We start from the raw sequence: 24,858 nt of genomic DNA, 5'->3' as shown, positions 1-24,858 counted from the left end.
GAGCACAACCCTCCTGACAAGTCATTTGTCAGGAGCAGCTCACATTTGAGGTGGTACACATGGCAAAGGGTGCAGGAAAAGTCGTTGCACAAAACAAAAAAGCAAATCACGATTATGCGATTGAAGAAACGATTGAAGCAGGCATTGTCCTAACGGGTACTGAGATTAAGTCAATCCGTAAAGGGAAAGTACAGTTGAAAGATTCCTACGTCATCATTCGTAACGGTGAAGCATTCATTTCAAACATGCACATTAGCCCGTTCGAACAAGGGAATATCTTCAACCATGACCCATTACGCACACGTAAACTCTTATTACACCGCAAACAGATTGACCAACTAAACTTAGACGTCAAACGTGATGGTTATACAATTGTCCCATTGAAAATGTATTTAAAAGACGGTTTTGCTAAACTATTAATCGGTACAGGTAAAGGGAAAAAGACATACGATAAACGCCACGACCTAAAAGCAAAAGAAGCAAAACGAAACATGGATCGAGCAATTAAAGCGAAAAATCAATACTAACAGGCATTTCCCTTGAAGTATGACCATTTTTGTCATATAATATTCAAGTAATCAAGCCAGTATCAGATTCGTTCTGATTCTACAGTTGCCACTTCGCAACTGTATCCCGAATGAACCTTGATCATCCAATCTGCACTCTGAGAAGGCACACGCTTTCTACTGACGATGTTGCCTATTGGATGGAAAATTCACAATCACCCAATACTAGCTGTAGGAACGGACATATGAAAAATTCTTGGTGTACCGACACTATGGAGAAAACATATAGAAATTTCAAGATGCAAGCAAGACGAGAAAGCCACAGAACGCGCGAAGGAGTGTACGTTTGTACATGACTGAAGCAAGTGAGGGCAGCTGACAAAGTATTGCGCAGTAGATTGGAATTTATATCAGGGGGACGTTACGGATTCGACAGGGATATCTCGGCTTAGGTTGCGCGTCGGAGGTCTCGGCTTCGTCACCAACGGAAGTTATATAATAACTGGCAAAACAAACAACAACTTAGCTTTCGCAGCCTAGTCTGCTGAAACTGCCTATCTACCCTATCGCCCATGTAGCGTAGTTTAGGCTCACTTATAGTGGGATACGCTGTTAGGTGCCACCTTAGTCTAACAGAAGAGATTTCAAGGTTAGCGTACACGACGCCTGTTTGTCGGCATACTGTCACGTGAACTTGCAAGTAGACAAACTACACGCGTAGAAGCTTAAGTACTGGAGTTTCTGGACGCGGGTTCGACTCCCGCCGTCTCCATAAGACGAAATCATACGGTTTCAATGAGTGTCAAAATCTTTGATAGATAAGGATTTTGGCACTTTTTATATTTCATTGAATTTCATATAGTTTCAACAAACCGTAGCTAAAGACGTAGCTGCTACGGTGAGTTAGTTTACTATCTAATATGATCAAATCTCTTTAACCAATTTCTCCGAGCACTTGGATGGTTGGTATTAAAAATAGTACCTTTAAAATCTTCGGCTTCCAATAAAGCTGTGGATACTTTATTTTTTAATGTAGAAGTGCAAGCATTGATTATAATATCTCTTGAATGTAATGTATTTATCAAATTAATGAATTTTTCTTTGTAATCTGTATTTTTCCATATACATTTCCAAACATTATTTCGTAAAGTACAGTATTTTCCTTTAAGACTTTTTTTATGAATTGTGCCTAATGAAGTTTGAAGTGGAATCGGATTTACTAATGCAACTTCAATGATTTCATTGTCGATAAAATCTAACTGATTTTTAATTTTTTTAAGTAAATTTTCAATATTTGAATTTATTTTCCTACCTGTTACCCCCTGTGCAGGAGCAATAGGTATCATACTAAATGTATATTCATCAACGTGTGGTGATTCTAAAATAATTACAATTTTTCTGAATTTATTTATTTCGAAGGATCTATCGCAACAATTGAAAGTTGTAAGAGACAAATTGTTGGATTCATGAAGACAAATGAAATTATTGTTCTTATATTGAAATCGATATCTAATAATATTAGGAACTTCATTCCAAAAAGTTGTTTTAATGATAAGCTGACGTTTAGTTTTAAGCATAAAATTAGAATTAGATTTCTCCAATACATTTATAATTGAAGCATTACTGTTCTTATTTTGGCTGCATTTTATAGGAAACGGTTGATTGTTAGGTAATTTTAAAATAACTTCCATAATAATCTCCTTATTATAATATTTTTGATGCTTAAATACTCAAATACTCTTCAAACTTCTGAATAGCACTTTCTTTTGCTTTTGCAGTGACATGAGCATAGATGTTCATTGTTGTTTGAATGTCACTATGTCCTAGTCGATCTTGTACTTCTTTGATTTTTGCACCTGCTTCAAATAGTAGAGAGCAGTGTGTGTGACGTAAACCATGTGTAGAAACTTCTTTTAGATGATATTTCTTTTGAACATGAAGTATCCATTTACGTGTTTTTGTTGGCTGTAAAAATTCATTATATTCGTTACTGAAGACTAACTGATTAGGCGATTTTGTATTGAACCCTAATTTAAAATAGTCTTCTTTTTGTTTCTTTTGCCACTCTTTTAAAATAGCCATTGTGTGTTGATCCATTTTGATTGTACGAGCTACACCTGTTTTTGTAGATTTTTCATATAGTTGATTATCTTTTCCACGAGAAATAGCTTTATTAATTTGAATTTCATTGTCTCTAAAGCTAATATCTTTCCATCTTAATGCGAGTGCTTCACCTTTTCGCATACCACTAAATGCTAGTAATCGGAATAGAGTATAGGCTTTTACATTGTTTTCTTTTTCAAAACATGACAGAAATTCGATTAACTCTTCACGATTATAGAAATTTTCTTTCTTTTCTTCTTTACTCTCTTGTTTTCTTTTCAAAGAAGCAGATGTTTCAACATGGTTAAATGGATTCGTTTGAATGTAGCCACGTTTAATGGCAAAGTCCAATACTTTTGAAGCGTATGATTTAACAGTACGGAATTTTTTAAGTTTATCCGACCACTCATCAACGTGTTTTTGGCAAACATCAATTGTAATTTTTTCAACTTTATAATCACTCATAGCAGGTAAAATATGATTTCTAAAAATACCTGTTGTCTTAACAAATGTACTTTCTTCAACCGTTTTTTCATATTGCTTAACCCACAGATTATAAACATCTAAATACGTTTCTGCTACTTGTTTAAAAAATGTACCGTTATCAATTTGTAATTTGATACGTGCTAATTCAATTTTTGCTTCTCTTTGTGTTTTGAAGTTTGAACGTCTTGTACGTTTTTCTTTACCTGTCAGTGGATCAATCCCAACGTAAATTTGGAAGCGATAACGCTTTTCACCGTTCTTTAATTCGTATTTTTCAATGGTTGTTGTATTTTTTGACATGATAATTCTCCTTCTATTTTGCGTTGTAAGAGCAATAAAAAGAAGAGGAATCACCTCTCATATCCATTATAACCCAGTAGATACTAAAGACAATTCCTCTTTTATTTAATAGCTATGATTTTTAAAAAATGTATCAATTTCTTTTCGAGAAACTCGTTTCACGCCTTCAACTTCTGCTACACGTAAACCCATTTCACGAAATTTAATGAATGTATTGTAAGATACACCCGCATAAGTAGCTGCTTCTTTAAGTGAAAGCCATTCTTTTGAATAATTAGCTTGTGATGTAAGAATTATTTTCTTAATTTCTTCAAGAAACTCTTTATTCATGTGCTGAATTCTCTTCTAATTCAGAAATATTATAAGTAATAACAGGATAGTCAATATTATCTGTATCATGCCATTTAAATTTTGTTGTACCTCGATTTCCTGTACGACCTTTTGAAGTGCTTAGGTAATTATATGTACCTTGATCGATATGTAGTTCATCTAAGTATTTTTGTTCTTTGGTTTGATTTCGTTTAATATTGTGTTTTGCAAGAGAAAAGTGCAGAGAATTGCAACGAAAAATACAGAGTGTTGCCACCCAATATTCCCCCTATTTTCTCGACAATGCGTTTGTTAAACGGAAGCTCTGGCCCGTGTACGAAATAATATGGGCATGGTGAATCAAACGATCCACCAGAGCTGCCGTTAAACGCGAATCCGAGAAAATGCGGTTCCACTGACTAAATTCTAAATTTGATGTGATAATCAAGCTCTTTTGTTCATAGAACTCTGAAATAATTTGAAACAGTAATTCTGCTCCTTCTTTGCCAAAAGGCAAATAACCCATTTCATCTAAAATCATTAAATCAACTTTTTCTAATTTACTTCTAAACTGCTTCATTTTCCCCGCATGCAGGGCTTGCTCTAATTCCTCAACTAAATGTGAAACGCGATAAAAACGGACTTCAAATCCATGCTCGCAAGCCTTTCTACCAAGTGCTGAAGCTAAATGTGTTTTACCTGTGCCAGGTGCGCCAACTAAAATGACATTCTCTTTTCTCCGAATGAAATCTAGCTGCTCTAATTCTTCCTTTGTTAAATGGTTCGGTAGACAAATGTCTTTATGCCACTGATAGCTTTCAAGCGTCTTCGTATCAATAAAACGTGCCTGTTTCAAATTACGTGCTATTTTGGCTTGCTCTCTGCCTAACTGTTCTTTTAATAAAATTTGATAAATATATTCTTCCGGCTCCGTAAAAGGTACTTCTTTAATCGCTTCTGCCACATGTGCCAATCTCAATTGCTTACAGAGTGTTAAAATCGCTTCATTCATGATTCAACGCCTCCGTTCCTTTTGGCGATAAGGCGTCATATTCTGTCCAATTTACACCGTAAGGGTGTTCTACTTCCTCAGCCTCACGGCCAATATATTCATAGAAATTTTGGTCGATGTCATTCATATCATGTGTAAGTAAAAGTGTCAGTAATTCATTGATCCGTTGCTTTCTTAACGCAAGTGAAGGGACGGTTAAATATTCCTTAATGCGCGTTGGTAAATAATTCGCATAACGCGAATGCCCTACAACACGTGGCTTTTTCAACCAATCTTTTAAGATTTCCTTCCATGGAATAAAACGACGTTTTCTCATATAAGGACGTGCGTCAGATAATAAAATTTCACCGTCATTTGTAATGACTTTAAACGAATCCCAATAGGTCACACAAGAGAGTTGGACGTAGTTCCTTGCTCTTGGCACATGAATCAAATGGCCATCAAGCTTGAACTCGTTATATTTATTAAATTTGATGAGGAATTGCTTAAATACCGGATAAGATTCTTCAGGTAATTTGATTAATTGCTTTTGCTCGTGCTGCCATAACTCATCAATCAGCACTTCTTTTTTATAATGAATTCGTTGGCGATCATTGATTAATTGTTGTTCTAATTGAGCTGTTAAATCCTCAAGGTCCTTTATGACCGGCGGTAGGCTAAAAAAGTTATAACGAACATAACCGACTTTACCTTCTACATGACCTTTTTCATTCCCTTTGCGTGGATTACATACTTGCACTTTAAACCCGTAATATTGCTGGAAATGTCGAAAGGCTTCCGTTAATTCTGCTTCTGAATCGCCTTTTCTTACTTTCTTCACCGCAGGTGTTAAGTTATCAATTCGAATGCTCAAAGGAACACCACCAGCCTGTTTAAATAAAAGTTGAAGTCCACCTAAAAAGCATTCTAAATTTTCACTCGGCATTGGTACCGCAAATGCTGTATTACTTGCTGGAAACGACATGACTAATGCATGTACATCCAGTATTTCTCCATCTTGAACAGCCTCCATTATACCGAAGTCTACCTGCGCTTCTCCTTCTGGATGTTCTAAACGTTCATGTCCTTTATCTGCCTCATCTTCTTGGGCTACTTTCCATTCTTGTATAAAATTACACACCGTTCTGTAAGAACCTTTGAATCCTTCTTTTACTAGGTCCTCAAATATTTTTTTGTTTTTACGGCGCAACTTTTTCTTGAGCTTTAAATCTTCTTCTAACCAATCAATTACGATTTCTCCCCATTTTTCATCGTACATCATGCCTTTTTTCAAATGGGTTTTCTCTTGAGGGAGCTGATCCTCATCCCCGTATTTCTTGGCGGTACGCCAATTAACCTGCATGGTTTTTGCGATTTCAGTAATCGATAATCCTTTTTCATTTCGTAATGTTTTGATACAATTAACTTCAGACATTGCTAGCATCCTTTCTTACCTCCCTGTTTCGGCTTCGACACCTAAAACAGTAGAGGGACTTGGGGTGGCTGGCAAGTCTTTTTTTATGCACAAAAATAGTGCAGGACTCTGTACAAATTCTTTGCACTAGTCTGCACTTTTATTTTGCAATAAACAAATATTGTTCATTTAATTTTTTCTCTCCTTAAAATTTGTTACAAGAGAGTTATATACTGAAAAAAATTTTTGACAACCAAAATATAAAAAAATTATTTTTATTTTTTTTTAAGGTTTATGTTGTCAAAAAAAATAGAAGGTATATAACTGTTTTGATGTGACAAATCTCGTGTCGTTTCTTATAGAAATATGCACGAAACTTGTCACAAGAAGGAGGATAAAAATAATGAGTAGATATATAAGTGATGATTTTACAGAAAATTTTATGAAGGAGTTGCGAAAAGAGGAGTATTATTTGATTGGTGCAGAATGTGGCTCAGGTAAGACAACAGCAATTATGGAGAAGTTAGTTCCTTTTGCAAAAAGAAACAATAAAAATGTATTATATGTATGTAATCGTGTAACGTTGAAAGACCAGCTGTATAGTAAGTACAATGAAGAAGAGATAAAGGAAACAGGTGTCTTTAAACAAAATGAAAATTTAACGATAGGTATGTATCAATCTATTACGACATCTCTTGAAAAAATAGGTGTGTATATAAATGAACAAGATTTCGATTATATTATATTTGATGAAGCACATTTGATTTATGATTCCGCAGATTATGATTTTAATTCGTTTTTCTTCATGGAATTTATTAATCAGTTGGACGCAGTAATTATTTTTATGAGTGGTACACCACAAAGTGTGAAAAAACTTGAAGCATACATGACAAGAGATTTAAAAGAAATTAGAGAGCCAAATCAAGAAAATAATCCAATAGGGAAAATTTATTTAGTTGATAATAAAGAAACGTTTGAGAAACTTCGATTTAAATATGTGAACAAGGGATATCAATGGTTAGAATTAGTATCAAGAAGTAAAGATTTTGCAGGGGTAAAATCGAAATATAGGAATTATAAAGTGTCTACATTGTTATCAAATTCTAATAAGAATAAAGCGTTTTATATGACACAAGATGATGAAATAGTTCTTCAAAATATTATTGAAAAAGAAGAGCTAATATGCGATATGCTTTTTACTACAAAATTTATGGATGTCGGAGTGAACATTCAAGCACATAATCATTTCATAGTTGCTTTCAATTGTATTGAATTGCCAAATACAATTGAGCAATTTAGAAGTAGAATCCGAGTGAAAGCGGGAGATTCATACAAAGTAGATTTGATTTTTTATATTCAAAGACCAAAGATTTGGCAGTTAGATAATCTGCAAATAGAGTTAAATCGTATAAATGATTTGTACGAGGAATTCGGAAGCTATGAAGATGTGATTTTAAAACATAATCAAGCTTTTGGAAAACGCTTTAGAAGTCACGGTATCATTTCTGAGAAAGAATTTAATCCAATTACAAAAGCATTATTAGAAGATAAATTAAATTTTTTAAAAGTGATGTATTATGCAACGGATTTAATGCGTTTCTATAAAAAATTCTTAAGCGAGATGTATCCAACCAAAGACATTATTGCTTATAAAGCAGTAGAGATTGAAAAACAGTTGAATAAATTAATGGAAGGTTCAACTGTAGTGGATTTGTCAGATGTGAAGCAACTAGAATTACGACAAATGATGAAAGCGTATCGAATCGATCCGAGACATTCTAATGAATTACCACATTTTAAACGGATTAATGATTTTTTGAAAGAAGAAAAATTGCCTTACATAATTGTAAATCCAAGAGTGAGGATAGAAGGAAAACAAAAAAGAATATGGAGACTGATTAAGTGCGCTGTTTAGCGTACTTTTTTTATTAAAATGAGAAATTTATGAAAATCAGGAAATATAAACTATTATATATGATAAAATAGATGTTGTTATTTTACTTTTTAAAGGAGAGTGTAATGGTTATGAAGTTACATGAAATTAGAATTCAGGGTTTTAGAAAACACTTTGATACTACAATTAAATTGGATAAATGTTCCTTTCTTATAGGAATGAATAATGTAGGTAAAAGTACAATATTTAAAGCTATTGAATATTTATTAACAGATGTAAAAAAGCTTGATGATCAAAATGATTATTTAGGTTATGCCGATGAAAATGATCAAAATATACCAATAGTAGATGAAGTAATAATTACAGGCGAGTTTAGAAATTGCCCGGTTGAATGTTCTAGTTGGAGAGGTTTCAAAGGAAGAATCTTTGAATACCCAAAAGAAGAAGGTAGTGACGATACGGGATTAAGCTTCAAATATAGAAAAACTTATTCAAGAGGGCAAAATGTTAAAATTGAAATACTAGAAAATACTAAATTTATTAATCCAATTTACGAAGAGTGTGAAAATATTAGTCAACTAATTGAAAATGGTTTTCCTCAAGATATTTTAGAAGATTTATATCCGGGTGTTGAACATGATACAAAACTTAAACCGGCACAAAAAAAGAAGTTACTAGATGAAGAAGACTACTTTATATATTCAGAAGGTACAGAGAATTGGATTAGCAATCCTGGTGGTATTCCAGGAAATGTCCTTTCTAAATTACCAAAATTCCTTTTGATTCCTGCTCAAGATAGAACAAATGAAATTTCAAGCGAGAGAGGAGCATTAATTCAAGTTTTAAATAGTCTTTTTAATGATGTTAGAGAAACATCTGAAAATTTTATAAAAGCGCAAAAATATTTGGATTTACTGGAAAAAGAATTAGATCCCAATGATGAAAATAAAGACTTTGGTCAAATGATGAACGGTTTAAATAAAGTGTTGAGTGAAGTTTTTCCCAACATAAAATTACGAGCTACAGCAAATCTATCTGATCCTAATAAAACTATTAAGCCATCATTCGATATTAGTATGATCAGTAACTTTAGTACACCCGTAGAGAATCAAGGAACTGGGGCTATAAGATCTGCTGTATTTGCTTTATTACGATATAGAGATATGAGACAGAGTACAGCTAGAAGCAATACTTTAATAATTGGTTTTGAAGAACCTGAAATGTACTTACATCCTAGTGCAGCAATTCAATTACAAGATACTATATATGACTTGGCAAAAAGTAAAACTAATCAAATAATTTGTACTACTCATTCACCATATATGATTAATTTAAGCAAAATAGAAAACCAAATATTGAATCATTTAACAATCTCAAAAGAAGAGGTTAATACTAGTGGCACTAATTCAGTAATAGAAAAAGTATATGCTAATGCATTTAATGTTTCACAAGCATTTAAGGATTTACATAGTTCAGATAAAAATTACGTGAAAATGCTACTGAAAATAGATGATTACATGGCAAAAGTGTTTTTCACGAGTAATGTTTTGATAGTAGAAGGTGATACTGAAGATATAGTATTACTAGAGACAATTAATAGAATGCCTGAGAAAATAAAATTAGATATTAAGCAAAATTGGAGCATAGTTAAAGCTCGTGGTAAAGCAACCATTATTTCTTTAGTTAAATATTTCAATGCAATGGGGATAAATCCTTTTGTTATGCATGATAAAGATACGGGTGTGGAGGGTGCAGAACGTTTTAATCAACCTATAGCTGATAATGTAGATCCTGAAAAATTGTTTGTCTTAGAAGACTGTATTGAAGATGTATTAGGATATACGCCTCCTAATTCAGAGAAGCCTTATAAAGCTTATAAATACATTTCAGATAACTGGGGGAATGATTGGAATGATGTAGATGAAAGATGGAAGGAACTATGTGAAAAAATATTTGATAGTTCTTTTGAGAAATATAAAGAAGTAACTGAAGTTTAAGAAAATAATATTTCACCATACTTTGAGGTTTTGGGGGATTGTGTGTAAAGGCTGATTGCCTTGCTATCTATATTTTAAAACTATTTTTTTATTTTTCTAATACGGGGGAAATAAAAAAGAAGATGATAATTCATCTTCTAAAATCGCTCTTACAACGCATATTTTTAATGTATCGTAGCTAAAGTCGTAGCTGACAAATTGTTATAGTGATAAAAACCGCTCCTAAACGTTGATATAACAACATTTTTATAAGAAGCGGTTCGACTCCCGCCGTCTCCATATTAAAAGTGACTATAAATGCAGTCAAATCAAAAATCTTAGAAGCTAAGGGTATTAAAAGGGAGTTGAACTCTTGTCTAATATCCCTTTTTTCATGCCTAAATAATATTTTAGCAAATCTTTTTTATTAGATCCGTAATATATATTATATAAAAAGGAGAGAATAATATGGCTATTTTAATCTCATTACTAGGAATAGTGACATTTATTTTTATTTTTATAATTATTTTACAAGTAATCGGTAATATTCTACCTAAAGTACAGAAATGTATACTTTATTTGTTACCTAAAAGTATAATTCTTGTGGCAATAGTATATATGATTACATGTTACCATGAGTTGTTTGTTTTCTTGGATGCTAGTAAATTTACAGTAGCAGAAAACATCATTAAAGTTTTTAATCATAAGGATACATATGTTGCAATGGTTAACTTTTTTGCATTACTAACATTTTATCAATTATTAGAAGATAGGTATCAAAAAGTGTATTCGAAGCCGTTTAATAAATTGAGTACATTAGAAGTTATTACTAAAGATGCTCATAATCAGATTTTAGTAAATGAACGCAAAAAATTAGAAAGGGCGCATAAGGCTAAAATTAGGGAACTTAAGAGAAACAAGTAATTTATTTAAAATTACATTGGAGACCTTCAAATTCAGTAATGGAAATGAAGGTTTTTATTTTGTTTAAAAGTAGAAAACATGGAATATTTGCTGTTAGTGGTGATGTCATAGCATCACTACCAAAAACAGTATGAGGAAAAGCGAGACGTGATTACTGTTGCAGTAGCATTAGAGATGATATTTAAACAAATGAAAAACGTTTAGAATTGTGACAATACTATTCTAATCTATGAATACATTTTTAATCAGTTTGTAGAAATGAACTAATTAAAATACGTTGAGGGTATTTCAATGGATTCTATCTATCATTATTTAGATATGCTAGACGTATCGTAAAGAACAAAGTTAATTCGCTTAAAATCAATCAAAGTAATTCTAAGTAAGTTCTTTAATAATGATTGGATTAACAATCGTTTCTGGACGACTATCCATATTAAAGTTTATAAATAAGTTAAAGAAGGGACAAAAGAATCCGACATTGATAAGCTACTACAGTTGATCGACCAAACAAATTTTATAGGTTTTAGAGACGATACTGCTTTCAAACTAATTTTATAAGACGAGGTATTCGTATCTGTATATTGAGGTGAGTTAAGAGAACATTATATTAACTTTGATAATATATGTTTAAATTTAGATAGTTCAATATTAAAAATCACAAATTTCTAATATTTCCGATTGATGAAGAAATTATAAATATGCCGAAAATGTTAAATCATTTGAATAACCGTATACGCAATTAGAAGGACATATACAAACAATTTACTAGATAAATGGGCAAGTATTGCATTGATTAGTAAATCATTAGGACATAGTGTTTTAGCGGTAACCACGTAATATTTAGATCTAGATGTTGAAGAAGTAGCCAATAATTTGAGCGATTTTTATAGATGTGTGTCCTAAAATTCAATTGAATAGCAATTAAGAAAGTGAATAGGTATTCCTATTTACTCTTTTTGAAAAAAGTAAATGAATGTCTTAAAATCACTTCAAAGTGCAAGTACTCCTGTGAGAGGAGAAAGTGAGGTGAATAAAATGATTAAGCCCAAACAATCGTTAGCTACCCATAATTTCACAAAGAAATTTGAAAAAGTATCAATGGATATTTTTTATTACGTTCAGTTAGGAATAATAAAACTATTTGATATGGTTCTTTACGTGAAGTATTTAGAGTTGTTTAACGAAGATTAGGGCTATGCATTTCCCACAATTTATTAGCTTGAGAATTATTTGAATTGTAGTCGCCAAAGTATTGTTTCGGCTAGTAAACGATTAGTAGTTGCGGGATTGCTAATTATAAAAAAACACAAGAAGAATAACAACAATACATACTTTTCTCTACAACCACACTCAAATGATGATCTAGCAAAACAAGTTCTACAGCTATTTATTGAACTAGAGAAACGGCGAGAAAAGATTCATTCAGTGGCGAATAATGTGATAAATTTTTAAGCGTATAAATAGGCCTGTTCAATAGTCTAAAATAAGACCGTTATACAGACTTAAATATATCTACTAAGTAACTAATATATTTAGCTATTGTTTAGTTAGCAATAATTAAAGAAAAGAAATAACTATGGGGAACATTAGTAAGACTATGCCTGGGACTTTCACAAGTAGATATGTTACGAAAAACTTTAGCAGAAAGCTGCGAGAAGTAAATAGAAAAGAAGTTATTAATCTTATACTATACAACTTTAAAAAGTCTCATTTAGTTAGATTAGTTATCACTGGGCTAAATAGTGCAAATTAAAATACACATCTCCCCTATGTCTTGGGGGGAGGTGAGACAGTATTATGGTCTTGGAGTTGCGCAATATATGACGTGGTTTAAATTTTTTTGTATAAATAATTAAATTTAATAAATTTCTGACTACTTTATGATAATAGTGAATATTTCAAATATAATCTGGTATGATTTATAATTATGAAGGAGTGAGTTGGGTGAAATTAGAAAAAGTAATTATAGAAAATTTTCGTTCGTATGAAACATTTACAGAAATAGACTTTAATGATTTAACTACTATTGTGGGAAAGAATGACGTAGGTAAGTCAACTATTTTGGAAGCATTAGAGATTTTCTTTAATAATAGTACAGTTAAAATTGATTCCAAAGATTATTGTGTAAAAACAGGCAGTTCTAATGTGTTAATAGGATGTGTTTTTTCTGGGTTTAAAGAAGAAATCGTTTTGGATGAAACAGCATCGACTACATTTAAAAATGAATTTTTACTTAATGAATATGGAATGTTAGAAGTTCATAAAATATATGATTGTTCTAAAAAGACAATTAAACCGGAAATTTTTTTAAAAGCATTGTATCCTAATGAAGCTATTGAGAATGGTAAATATTTAATTCAGTTAACGCAAACTGAATTGCAGCGAAAAGTAAAGTCTATAGAATTAGAAAATGGCCCTACAGATTTAAGAACAAATCATTTAATGAGAAAAGATATTTTTAATTCTATAGATATAACAAATTTAAATACTCACCTTATCGCCTTAAATAAAGGGGATAGTGGTACAGTTTGGGAAAAAATAAATCCAATGTTACCTATTTTTACTTTGTTCCAATCAGATAGACCAAGTTTAGATGGAGATTCGGAAGTTCAAGATCCAATGAAAGTAGCTATAAAGGAAGCTTTGGAAGAAGTGCGAGAACAACTAGCGGATATTGAGAAATTAGTTCAAGAGAAAGCCATGAATGTAGCAACATTAACATTAAAAAAATTAAAAGAAATGGATCCGTTATTAGCAAACGAGTTAACACCTAGTATTCCAGAAACTCCAAAATGGCAAAGTGTATTTAAATTAACTCTAGAAGGTGATGATGGTATTCCTATAAATAAGCGTGGAAGTGGAGTAAGAAGGTTAATCCTTTTAAATTTCTTTAGGGCTGCTGCTGAAAAAAAAGATAATAGCACAGGTAGAAATATAATTTATGCAATTGAAGAACCTGAAACTGCACAACATCCCTCTAATCAAATTATGTTGGCAGAGGCATTACTTGAATTAAGTAAAAAAGAAAATACACAAGTTATACTAACAACTCATGTCCCAGCTTTTGCTAGCTTATTACCATCAGATTCTTTAAGGTTAATTTTAAATACTGGACAAGGTAAAAGTATTTTAAATTCTAATACTGATGAATCAGTATTAGAAAAAATAGCTGAAACTCTAGGTGTATTTGCATCACCTATCAATAGAGGAGTAAAAGTAGCTGTGTTTGTTGAGGGACCTAATGACTTAAGTATTTTAAAAATATTAAGTTCGATAATTTCCCGAGAGAATCCTCAAATTGTAGATTTATCTAATTCTGATGATGTAGTGATTATTCCTTGTGGAGGAGATACATTAAGAGGATGGGTTGAAAATCAGTATTTGAAACAATTAAATGTCCCCGAGATACATATTTATGACAGAGATATTGTAGAAGAAGGTAAAGAACCTAAGTATGAAAAATGGTGTAAAAAAGTAAGAGAAAGAAATGATGGTTCAGTAGCTTATTTAACGACAAAAAGAGAAATTGAAAATTATATTCATCCAGATGCTATAAAAGCGTTTTATGGATTACCAGAATTGGCTTTTGGTCCTAATGATGATGTACCTAATTTAGTGGCTAGTCTAACTAAATATGGAGAGAGTAATGTAAAGAAAAAACTGAATAATCACGTTGCTAAAAGTTTAACATATGAACAGATTAAAGAACTAGATACTGAAAATGAAATTGAAGGGAAGTGGTTTTCATTTATTAGCCAATGTATTAAGGGTATCCCAGTTGAAACTAATTAGAAATATGTTGTTCTAAAGTTAGGTCTCCGAACCAAGTTCGTTAATATGTAATACTCCTTAGTGGAGAAAATCGTTATAAAAAGAAATATGGAAAGTAGCTAATCCCTTATAGTTGTAAGTGTCGGCATATTGCTATGTGAAACCTAAGTAGGCAAGATACGCGTATAGAAGCCGGCATATGGTAGCTTGTGTACGCGGGGGGTACGACTCCCGCTACGCTGTCTCCCTATTACGAAATCAGATGATTTCATAGAGTGTCAAAATTCTTGATAGATAAGGGTTTTGGCACTTTTCATATTTTATTGGATTTCATATGGTTTCAACAAACCGTAGCTAATGCGGAATAAGAAATTTAATCTGAAGGATCATTATAAGCAATTCAGTTTATTTCTATTTTTTTTATAAATAGTTAAATAATAAAAATAGTATAATATGGTTAATTATTCTTTTGAACAGGTTCTTAAATCATAGTAGTTTATCTCCATTAGGAACTCAACTACAAGATAAAGATTAAGTAATTAAAAAGTTGAATTATTTAATTGATAATATTTTAGATAGACCTATATAAAAGTGCCGCAGTCCTGCTAATACATCGGGTAAAGATTGTACTCAAATATATGGTTTAAAAATAAAAGAAAGCTACAAAAGAAATAAGTGTGAAAATAGAAAGATATCCCACTAAAAGGATATCCTCTATCTCCCATCTTATTATATAAACAATTCATAACAAATTAACTTAATTTCATTGTTTAAATTGGAAATTACAGCAGTACTTTCTAGGTCGATATACTCTAAAATTTCATCTAATTTATTAATTAGCTCTTCATCTGAAAGTAAGGAAATTTCAATAGTTTTTAATTTACTAATTGTTCCTTTGTGCAGTGGATTCTTTAACTTTTTTCTTATTTTTCGCTGTTCACGTGTTATTCTATTTCTAAACTTTGTTTTTGAAAAAATTCTCTCTAATCTTTCTGCGATTTCTTTCTGTACTTTATCAATTTCTGAAGATGTAGCCTGAATTTGATTAATATCATTTAATTGATCGGCTACATATTTTTCTCCCATTTCTAACAAGAGATTTATATTATAATTAATATCTCTTTTAATAGGTTTGTTAGTTAGGAAATTTCCAGAAGAAAGAATTTTATATATCTCTGCCTTACTTGTTTTAATCTCTTTTGAATTGATATCATAAAATAACCAGTAACTTTCTTTAGATACTTTAAAATACATAAATATTCCTTTGTGTGACTCTGATTTTTTAATAGAAAAAATACCATCTGGAAAATTAGAAACTAACTTTTTATTCTCCTCATTATTGAAAATTAATTCTTTATAATCCTCGTAAATATATTCGTCTGAGATTACAATTTCCTCTCTCTCACGTTCAAGTTCATCTAATAAAGATTGATCTTCATTATTTATTCTTAAAATTTGATCTTGATCTTTCTCATTAAAAATTTTATCAATTAAAATTTCATCTTCTGAGATAATCCGACTTTCATTACCAATAGTTTCATTAATATATTTTATTTTTTCAGATAATCTTTTGGTTAAATTTAAAATCGAATCCAATCTATCATCTGGAATAAAATTATATATATATATATTATTGTATTCAGTAGTAATACGATCAATTCTACCTTCTCGTTGAATAATTTTAACGGGGTTCCAGGTTAAATCATAGTTAATAATTGTATTACAATCTTGTAAATTTTGACCTTCTGATAAAATATCAGTGGAAATTAGAATATTTATTTCAGGTTTTTCTGGATCAAATAGTTCTGGATTTGCATTTGGAGAAAATTGAGCAACTAATTTTTCTTTTCTATTATTTTGATTGTTTTTACTATCGATCTCACTTACAATACCAAAATTAGTATCAAGAAGATGTTTATAGATATATCGTGCCGTGTCTTTAAATTGAGTGAATACTAATAGCTTTTGTTGATTATTTTTGTGATAAGTTAATTTTATATGACTAATTAATGCTTGAAGTTTAACATCTCTTTCTGAATCTATATCTTCTATCATTATTAAGATTTTATTTAGACTTTCTTTATCATCCGTAATTTTGAATAATAAATCTTCAAGATTTCCTTGATAATCAGATAAATTTATTTTAGTTATATTGTTTAAAATATCAAAGTTATCTGAGTCTAATTCGTCCATCACATCTTTTTTTGTAATAAGAAAACCTGCTTCAATTGATGAAAGAAGTAAATTACAGTATTGAATTTGCTTCATTATAGAGTTTCTGAACGCTTCTACTGAGCTTTCAAAGCGTTTTAATAATATTGTTTTAACAAGAGCATTGTTATTGAATTGGAGTTTTTCCGAAAAAGATTCTTCACTTATTATTGGCAAGTTCAAATGTTCAATTATACTTGCTATTTCTATGAATATATCTTCACCATATAAATCGGAAATGCTATAGCTTATTTTTTTTAAGTGCCTTTTAGGGAACTTGATTTTTTTACTATTAATATATAAATTTTTGTTATTATTTACATATTTTTTCTTAATAAAAGTCCTACTTCTTCTAATCATAACTTCATTTAAAATATTTGTTACTTGATCTTCCATTTCTTCATAGTTGTTAAAAACATTTTTTAATTTAGCAATACCAAACTTATTTTTAAAATCATCGTCTTTTAAAAACAGTGTGAGAAGATTATATAAATCATAAATTGAATTATTTACAGGAGTAGCTGTTAATTGGACTATTTTTTTGCCCATTGTTACTTGAATCAATTCTTTATACCTATTTGCATTATCATTACGGAAATTGTGAGCTTCATCAATAATAATATTATTAATTTTTTGTATTTCATTTAATGGTATACCGTTTTTACCGATGTTCTCTTGAGTTAATAAAGTAATTGGTATATTTAATTCATTTGCTTGCTGTTCCCACATGGTCTTTAATGAAGCAGGGCAAATAATTAAGGTATTCATCCCTTGCAATGAAAAATACCTTAAAAGACCCTTGGCTATATAGGTTTTTCCTAAACCCACGCTATCTGCAATAATTACCCCATTATATTTTTCTAAAATCTGTATGGATTTTCTCACAGCAAAGACTTGAAACTCAGTTAAATCATCAAGTTTTAAGGACTGTATTTCTTTAAATGTTGTATCATCCTTTAAATATTCAAAAAGAACTTTTAGTAAAATATCAAAAGGGGAATATTCTAATTTTTCAACTTGAATATTATTATCAATAATTTTTAGCAACTGTTCATTGAAATCATCTGCTTCATTCCATATTTCGGTAAACCAATTTTTTACTTCTTGTATAGCAGAGGGTTGACGTAATACAGCATTTAACTCGGTGTTAAATTTAATTGCATTAGGATCACCTAAACCACTTTTTGTAAAGTTACTGGATCCAACTATTGCATATTGTTCTTTGATATCTCCATTATTATATGAAACATCAAAAATATAGGCTTTAGAATGAAATTTATCTTTTACGAAAACTTTAAAATTAACTTTCCCATCTCGAATAAGCTCAGATAATTCATAAACTTCTTGTTTTTGATTATTGTCTAAATAACATAAGTCTCTTTCCATTGAACGTAGTATTAAATTACGCTTTAAATCATAACCACTGGAAATTTCACTTGCGGTCACAGCATTTGTTTCATTTCCAATTACTATATTTATAGTACAATTTTCATTAATATTTTCTTTTATTAAGTTAAAGCCGTTTAGGTAGAAATAGCCAGCAGCTATATCTACCTTATCAGCATATTTTATTAAATTATTAATGGTATCTTTTAACAAACTAGTTCTATTATCAATTATTTCAGGTATTTCAGGCAAAACTACCTCACTCCAATTCTAATCTATAATACTTAACAATGTTTTAATATCATCATCAGATAATCCGTAAATTTCATAAACTAATCGATCAATCTCAATTTGTGCTTTTTCAATTTCTTTTTCAATTTCTTTTTCAATTTCTTTTTTATTAATTAAGCTCAAAATACTATTAACTATTGATTCCACTTTATAAGTTTGTTCTTTATTACCTAATTTAATTGGCAATGTTCTCACGTCAGTAACCAGTATTTTGGGGAAAAGCCCTTTTTTAGCTTTTGGAGAAGTTCCATAGTTGTATATAGCAAATAATTTTGAGTTCAATAAACCCAAAATATAAATAAGAGAAACGCTATTTCCTTCTTTTGGAATGATATTTATTATACTTGGAGTATTATAATATTCATTTTCTGTGTAACCAGCATTAAGCCTACCGGTTTGTTTATTAACAATTTCTCGTACTAAAACTCGCGATCCAATAAAATACTTTTGCTCTCTTGGTGCACCTAACCAATTACCATAACTAATCCAAACCTTTTCATTCCATTTTACTACGTATCTTTTTACATCTTCACCCTTTAATTCAGGTTTATAAGTTTCATTTTTTGGATAATTGGCATGCCAGATTCTATTTTTTATTGTTTCTGGCGAATGACCTCTATATTTATCATAGGCAATTAATCCTTGACTTACATAAAAATCATTTTCAAGAGGCTTTCCTTTTGAAGCAATTTTTTTTATAAGCTGTTCTTGGTCCTCAGTAAATCTCATCATGAATAACCAATTTTTATCATTTTTGATAAGATCTTTTATGGATTTTTTATTCTTGTAGTAGAAACGCTCTATTTCTTGATCGAAATTATAATATTTTAAATCATAATTCTTTAACGTGTTTTTTATTCCATATTTAATTACAGTTCTTACTTTTGCCTTTTTAAAAACATTCACTTCAGTTAAATCAAAAATTCCATCTAATATAGATTCTGTGATAATCTCGTTTCTGAAATTTTTTGCATGAATATTAAATAGAAATGAATTTGTAGTGATATAACTTATAATTCCGTTTGGTTTCAAGAGTTCTAATCCTCTTAAATAAAAATATTGTGATGATTCATAGTCAGCTACATTGGGGTATTTATTTTTTAGGAATGTTTTTTCATAATTATTAAATTCAGCTCCATAAGGTGGATTTCCTATAATAATATCAAAACCTTGATTTTCAAATATTTCCGGGAAATTAATTTTCCATGAGAACAATTCTCTACTATTTAAACTATCTGGAATCCACTTTTTATCTGTGGTAAATGACTGAAGTAAATTACTTTCTAATTCCTTAATTGAATTTTTAATTTCTTGTTTATTAACTGTAGCATGAAAATATTCATTTTTTTTAGAAATTATTTCATCAATTATTGAATGCAATTTACTTTTCTCTTCAAATAACGATATTTGTCCATAACCCAATTTAGAAAATTCTTCATCTAAATCTATTCCGGCAATTGTAGATAATAAACTGTTACCTTGAATAATTTTATATGCCAAGTTTGGAAGGGGTTTGATTTCATCAATTGAATTAGCATTATGTTCAACGGATAGTGATAGCCAAAGTCTTAATTGCGCAATATCTATTGCTCCTTCTTCGCGATCAACACCATATAAATTCTCTTTGATGATTTCCTTTTTGCTATCAAAAATATTTATTCTTGATGACATTGAATGTAATGAAATTTTTCGTTTAATCTCAATTAATATATGGAGCATTCCTAAAATGAAAGCACCTGAACCTACTGCTGGATCACATACTTTTAATTGATTAAGTACATTTAGAACTTTTATTGCTTCCGTCGAGGTTAATTTATAAATAGAGCAATCTTGTATTCTAGTGTTTTGATTATCAATAATCAACTTTTTTTGTTTTGAATATAGGTTTTCATCCTCTAGGTAATGAATTAAATATTCGAATTTTTTGTAAAGAGAAGATTCTAATTTATTGCTAAAATACTTTTTTAAAGAAGTCTTACATATTTCATTGATAATATTTCTTGGAGTGTAAAAGCTTCCTGTACTTGAACGCTCTTCTTCAATAATCATATTTTCAAAAATCCTACCTAATAGTTCGGGATCAACTGCTATGTCAGTATCGTAACCGAGATCTTCTCTAACAGTAAAATTGTATTTATTTAAGAGATTTTCGAATATACTTTGGAAAATATCATTGGAAATTTCAATCCTTTTATTAACCTCGTAATATGGGTTTGCCTCAAATAGACCTCCATTTAAATATGGTATTCCGTAAAAATTTTCAATAATTTCAATATCATCTAAAACTGGCTCATAGTTTTCGTATAAACTCCTTGCTTTTTGAGATCTTTTATTTTTAGTAAATAAATTATCTTCGAATGGGGTATTTAAACATTCGAAAAATAACGGTTTTAAAATATCTTCATAATAATTTTTGTTATTTAATAAGCAATATTGAAATCTATCATAAAGATAATTTTGTACGCCATTAAGCCATCCTTTTTGTTGAATAAAGTATAAAAAAATTAATCTACTCAGAATGAGTAGTGCGTAATTTTTTCTATCTCTTTTTAATTCCATTCCTTTAATGTTTTCAGAAAAATATTCAATTTGAATTTTAAATTCCTCAAAGAATTTACCTGTGACACGTTCTATATCAAATGCATCTTTATGAATTTTTGCAATATCTAAATCATCTATGATGTCTTTTCCGCTAAGTTTAATTTCGGATAGTATTCTAACATCAGTAGCAGTTAACTTATTTTTTTCAATTTTTAAACGTCTAATTTTAATTTTCCCGTCGTTATCTCTATGATAATGTAAAAAAACTGTATTATTATAATCAACCGTGGTAAATATTAGTAAATTATAATCAAAAGGATTTCTACGATATAAACGATGGGCTATTGTATTCATCAACTCAATCTTTAGTTGGTCTATTTCAAATAACCATATTTTAAAGTCATCAGTATTACTTATTAAATGTACGTTTTCTATCCACTCATATGTGAAATCAAGTTTTGCTTTATCAAATGCAAAAATTGGGTTATCTTCATAACCTATTTTTGAAAAGTATTTTTGTATATTTTCTTTACTTAGTAAATTAATCATTAGTTCTCCTCCAAAGATATTGTCATATTAAATATATCATATCTATTCTTTAATTGATTGATAACTAGCGTCTCCTATTAAAAAAATTAAGAGTTGAAATTATTAATAAAGTTGAGGAATCTCAAGAAATAAATAATTATATTTTTAATAAATTAAAACAACAGTTCCCTAAACTCTTTAAGGAACTGAATAGGTTAAGAGTTTATAGAAATTCTATGCAACATAATGAGTTAGATTCAAAAAATTTAAAAACATATGTTGAGTCTATTTAAGAAGATTTAAATGGACAATTCCAAGAATTCATAAATGAATGATATTTATATTTACAAAAGTTGATTATTACAGAAATCATAAGAGCAACTGAAGAAACTATAAATAGTTTCTTCAATTGCATATATTTAATAGGACCGGTAGCATTTATTATAAAACTGTTTAGCAAAGATGATAATAATATATACCTTTAATGAATTCGGAAGATTATACGTGATTTAAAATAGGGAAACTGTTTGTTGAATATATAAATTAAAAAATCTACTACAGTTGTTTCAAAATAAAGTAGAGATTTAAATAAGTGTCTTCATAAGTAATTTTTATCAAACCCTATTAATTCCTTTGTAAGAGCTATTTTTGACCTTCGAAAAAGCTCTTCAAACGTTGATATAATAAGGTTTGTTTTTTTTATAGACGAACACCTGCCGTCTCCATACAAAACTACTCAACTCTTTCATAAATAAAGGTCTGAGTAGTTTTTAATTCTTAATAACCTTCACATTTATCGAATATAATTATTCAAACACCCTATATTTACTTATTTGAAAATCTAAATTACTCTAGAGGTCCTCAAGCCGTCACTAACCAAAACATCGAACAATTATATACTGAGCTGTGTGCAACAGAGCCGTAGCCTATCACGAACCTTTTACTCGAGTTGAAGAATAAAAATGGTAAGCTGAACAAAAATGATCCTTCAGGTTGGAAGTTTAAGAGGGTGATGGACACACCTTCACTTAGAAATCTTGACCGTGGGGGCATCTATGTCTTTTGGTGGTTGAATGATTCTCCAGATAGCTTTCAACCACTTTTTGCGCCAGATTGTACACGGACTTATTCGGTGAAGGGGAAGAAGGCAGTAGGTGAAGATGCATCGGATGCGTATCATTCAGTGGAGATTGAGTGGACGGATGCGTGGCTCACACAGTATCAAGGGCATATTCCATTGTATGTTGGGAAAAGTGCGGATAGTATTTTGAAGCGAATGGCGCTGCATCTGCAAATTCATCAAGCAAAATATACAGAGAAAACAACGTCTGATCAATTGCGTAGAGGGATGGAACGGTTATTTCAATCGCATGCGAATACAGCGGATATCATCGTGAACCATGTGGATTTTAGCTACATTCCTTTGCACGGTCTAGAACATGTCGTGAATCGCTTTTATTTAGAAGATTATACGATCGGTAAGCTCATGCCGTTATTTAATGTGGATATTGAACGATAGGTTAGATAGAACGAACTTTACATATATTGTAGAGTTTGTTTTTTGTATAAATGAATCCCCTTACTATGCGAGGGGGCTAAAAAGCTTTTAGCTATGGATAAAAAGCTCCAGTCATACAATAAAGTCAGGATTAGTCAATTGACTTCGTACGAAAGAAGCTTCAAAAGATATCTTGGAGAATCAAATGATAATGAAAGAATTCATTTATCCTATCTAGTTTAGTGCACCTTTCTCATATATTTGTTAATAAAATCATCAAATATATAATAGACACTAATATTACAATAATAGTATAAAAAGAGTGTTAAAGTATTTTAATACTGGTGTATTAGGAGGAGAGTATAAAATATTTTGTGTAAATAGAAAATTCCATGTAAAAAGGAAGACCCTTTCTTGGTAGAATTAAGTCACCACAACCAATCCTAGAAAAGAGGTCTTCCCTATGAATCAGTTTACAACAGAAATTGTCGATGCACTAGTCAAAAAACAAGATATTACCGAGGTTTTTCGTTCGCACTTGGAAATGGCGATCAACTCGCTACTGGCGACAGAGCTGACGGAATTTTTGGATTATGAAAAATACGATCGTATCGGGTTCAACTCAGGCAATTCTCGCAATGGGTCTTATTCGCGTACACTTCACACGGAGTACGGCGATTTAACGCTTCAAATCCCGCGTGATCGCAACGGTGAGTTCAAGCAACAGACAGTGGCACCGTATAAGCGCTCGAACGATACGCTGGAAGAAACCGTGATTCACCTGTTCAAAAAAGGAATTACGATGGCGGAAATTGCGCAATTAATCGAGAAAATGTATGGGCATCACTATACGCCTCAAACGATTTCGAATATGACAAAGGCTGTTTCAGAAACGGTAGAAGCCTTTAATAACCGTCCGTTGCACAATCGTTACGTAGTCGTGTATTTAGACGCGACCTATATTGCCGTGCGTCGTGATACGGTGTCAAAAGAGGCGGTCTATATTGCGGTCGGCATTCGTGAAGACGGCTCGAAAGAAGTGCTTGGTTATACGATTGCCCCAACGGAATCTGCTTACAACTGGCAGGAGCTATTAGAAGAGCTGACGGACCGTGGTGTAAAAGACGTGCTGTTATTCGTATCAGACGGCTTAAAAGGCATGGCAGACGCTGTGTTCAACGTGTTTCCAAAGGCAAAATATCAGGTGTGCCTTGTCCATGTGGCGCGCAATATCATGCATAAAGTACGCGTAGAAGATCGCAAGGAAGTATGCGAGGATTTTAAAACGATTCACCAAGCAAAGGACGCCGAAGCAGCGAAAGAAGCGCTCGAGACGTTCTGCGAAAAATGGGGCAAATCGTATATAAAGGTCGCACAAGGCGTACGAGAAAACCCGTATTTACTGACGTTTTACAGCTTTCCAAAGGCGATTTGGCGAAGTATCTACTCGACGAATTTAATCGAGTCGTTTAATAAACAAATCAAGAAATACACGAAGCGCAAGGAACAGTTCCCGAGTGAAGAATCGTTGGAACGCTTTTTAGTGACGCAGTTCGAGGACTATAATCAACGTTTCGCCACACGCTGCCACATTGGCTTCAATCAGGCCCGTGCGGAGCTAGAAGAGATGTTTGAGCAGCTGCACGAACCGGCAAACTAAACCGGAACGCGCCAGCGCGAAATTTGAGTGTGTAGGAAAGGGCTAGCCCTTTCCTACACACTCAAATCA

The 24,858-nt window shown here is 31.2% G+C and carries 16 protein-coding genes and 1 other RNA gene; 9 read left to right on the top strand and 8 right to left on the bottom strand.

Annotated features, from left to right (window positions below):
• Positions 1-59: 59 nt before the first annotated feature.
• Together smpB and ssrA are read left to right on the top strand one after the other, a co-directional pair.
• Positions 60-527 carry an SsrA-binding protein SmpB gene (gene smpB / locus QN089_RS11810; RefSeq protein WP_087679984.1) on the top strand — a complete coding sequence of 156 codons (468 nt, stop codon included), beginning with the start codon at positions 60-62 and terminating at the stop codon, positions 525-527.
• Between the two features lie 393 nt (positions 528-920).
• Positions 921-1,281, top strand: a transfer-messenger RNA (tmRNA) gene (gene ssrA, locus QN089_RS11805).
• Positions 1,282-1,417: 136 nt separating this feature from the next.
• On the opposite strand, the gene QN089_RS11800 is transcribed toward ssrA, so the two are convergent.
• From QN089_RS11800 to istA, 6 genes are all read right to left on the bottom strand, one after another.
• The gene (locus tag QN089_RS11800) at positions 1,418-2,197 is read right to left on the bottom strand and encodes a hypothetical protein (RefSeq protein WP_285215377.1); all 780 of its coding nucleotides are present in this window, start codon (positions 2,195-2,197) and stop codon (positions 1,418-1,420) included.
• 31 nt (positions 2,198-2,228) lie between these two features.
• Positions 2,229-3,395 (bottom strand): site-specific integrase, encoded by a 1,167-nt coding sequence (locus tag QN089_RS11795; RefSeq protein WP_285215376.1) that lies wholly within the window; start codon positions 3,393-3,395, stop codon positions 2,229-2,231.
• A gap of 105 nt (positions 3,396-3,500) precedes the next feature.
• Complete coding sequence (locus tag QN089_RS11790) at positions 3,501-3,725, bottom strand: MerR family transcriptional regulator (protein ID WP_285215375.1); 225 nt, start codon at positions 3,723-3,725, stop codon at positions 3,501-3,503.
• On the bottom strand, positions 3,718-3,981 hold the full coding sequence (locus QN089_RS11785; RefSeq protein WP_285215374.1) for a hypothetical protein: 264 nt from the start codon (positions 3,979-3,981) through the stop codon (positions 3,718-3,720). Before QN089_RS11785 ends, QN089_RS11790 begins: the two co-directional genes overlap by 8 nt.
• 12 nt (positions 3,982-3,993) lie before the next feature.
• Positions 3,994-4,716 carry an IS21-like element helper ATPase IstB gene (istB, locus tag QN089_RS11780; protein WP_285215373.1) on the bottom strand — a complete coding sequence of 241 codons (723 nt, stop codon included), beginning with the start codon at positions 4,714-4,716 and terminating at the stop codon, positions 3,994-3,996.
• Positions 4,709-6,139 carry an IS21 family transposase gene (istA, locus tag QN089_RS11775; protein ID WP_285215372.1) on the bottom strand — a complete coding sequence of 477 codons (1,431 nt, stop codon included), beginning with the start codon at positions 6,137-6,139 and terminating at the stop codon, positions 4,709-4,711. The genes istB and istA overlap by 8 nt, the downstream gene beginning before the upstream one ends.
• A 373-nt stretch (positions 6,140-6,512) precedes the next feature.
• Between istA and QN089_RS11770 the strand changes: the two genes are divergently transcribed.
• The 5 genes from QN089_RS11770 (at position 6,513) to QN089_RS11750 (ending at position 14,695) form a co-directional block, all read left to right on the top strand.
• Positions 6,513-8,024, top strand: a complete 1,512-nt coding sequence (locus QN089_RS11770) for a DEAD/DEAH box helicase family protein (protein WP_285215371.1) — start codon at positions 6,513-6,515, stop codon at positions 8,022-8,024.
• A gap of 110 nt (positions 8,025-8,134) precedes the next feature.
• Positions 8,135-10,000, top strand: coding sequence for an AAA family ATPase (locus QN089_RS11765; protein ID WP_285215370.1), 1,866 nt, complete (start codon positions 8,135-8,137; stop codon positions 9,998-10,000).
• Positions 10,001-10,447: 447 nt separating this feature from the next.
• The gene (locus tag QN089_RS11760) at positions 10,448-10,903 is read left to right on the top strand and encodes a hypothetical protein (protein ID WP_285215369.1); all 456 of its coding nucleotides are present in this window, start codon (positions 10,448-10,450) and stop codon (positions 10,901-10,903) included.
• Between the two features lie 1,026 nt (positions 10,904-11,929).
• A complete protein-coding gene (locus tag QN089_RS11755) occupies positions 11,930-12,094 on the top strand; it encodes a hypothetical protein (RefSeq protein WP_285215368.1) in 165 nt (54 codons plus the stop codon).
• A gap of 753 nt (positions 12,095-12,847) precedes the next feature.
• A complete protein-coding gene (locus QN089_RS11750; protein ID WP_285215367.1) occupies positions 12,848-14,695 on the top strand; it encodes an ATP-binding protein in 1,848 nt (615 codons plus the stop codon).
• Between the two features lie 708 nt (positions 14,696-15,403).
• On the opposite strand, the gene QN089_RS11745 is transcribed toward QN089_RS11750, so the two are convergent.
• Entirely contained in the window at positions 15,404-18,523 is a 3,120-nt protein-coding gene (locus QN089_RS11745) for a helicase-related protein (protein WP_285215366.1), read from the bottom strand.
• An 18-nt stretch (positions 18,524-18,541) separates the two neighbouring features.
• A complete protein-coding gene (locus QN089_RS11740; RefSeq protein WP_285215365.1) occupies positions 18,542-21,652 on the bottom strand; it encodes an Eco57I restriction-modification methylase domain-containing protein in 3,111 nt (1,036 codons plus the stop codon).
• Positions 21,653-22,643: 991 nt separating this feature from the next.
• Between QN089_RS11740 and QN089_RS11735 the strand changes: the two genes are divergently transcribed.
• Both QN089_RS11735 and QN089_RS11730 read left to right on the top strand, forming a co-directional pair.
• Positions 22,644-23,150 carry a hypothetical protein gene (locus QN089_RS11735; protein ID WP_285215364.1) on the top strand — a complete coding sequence of 169 codons (507 nt, stop codon included), beginning with the start codon at positions 22,644-22,646 and terminating at the stop codon, positions 23,148-23,150.
• Between the two features lie 442 nt (positions 23,151-23,592).
• On the top strand, positions 23,593-24,789 hold the full coding sequence (locus QN089_RS11730) for an IS256 family transposase (RefSeq protein ID WP_285215039.1): 1,197 nt from the start codon (positions 23,593-23,595) through the stop codon (positions 24,787-24,789).
• The last annotated feature ends 69 nt before the right edge of the window (positions 24,790-24,858 follow it).

It is taken from the genome of Kurthia sp. YJT4 (assembly GCF_030219945.1).
GTDB classification, from domain to species: Bacteria; Bacillota; Bacilli; order Bacillales_A; family Planococcaceae; genus Kurthia; species Kurthia gibsonii.
This window is presented reverse-complemented; position numbering and strand designations above follow the sequence as displayed.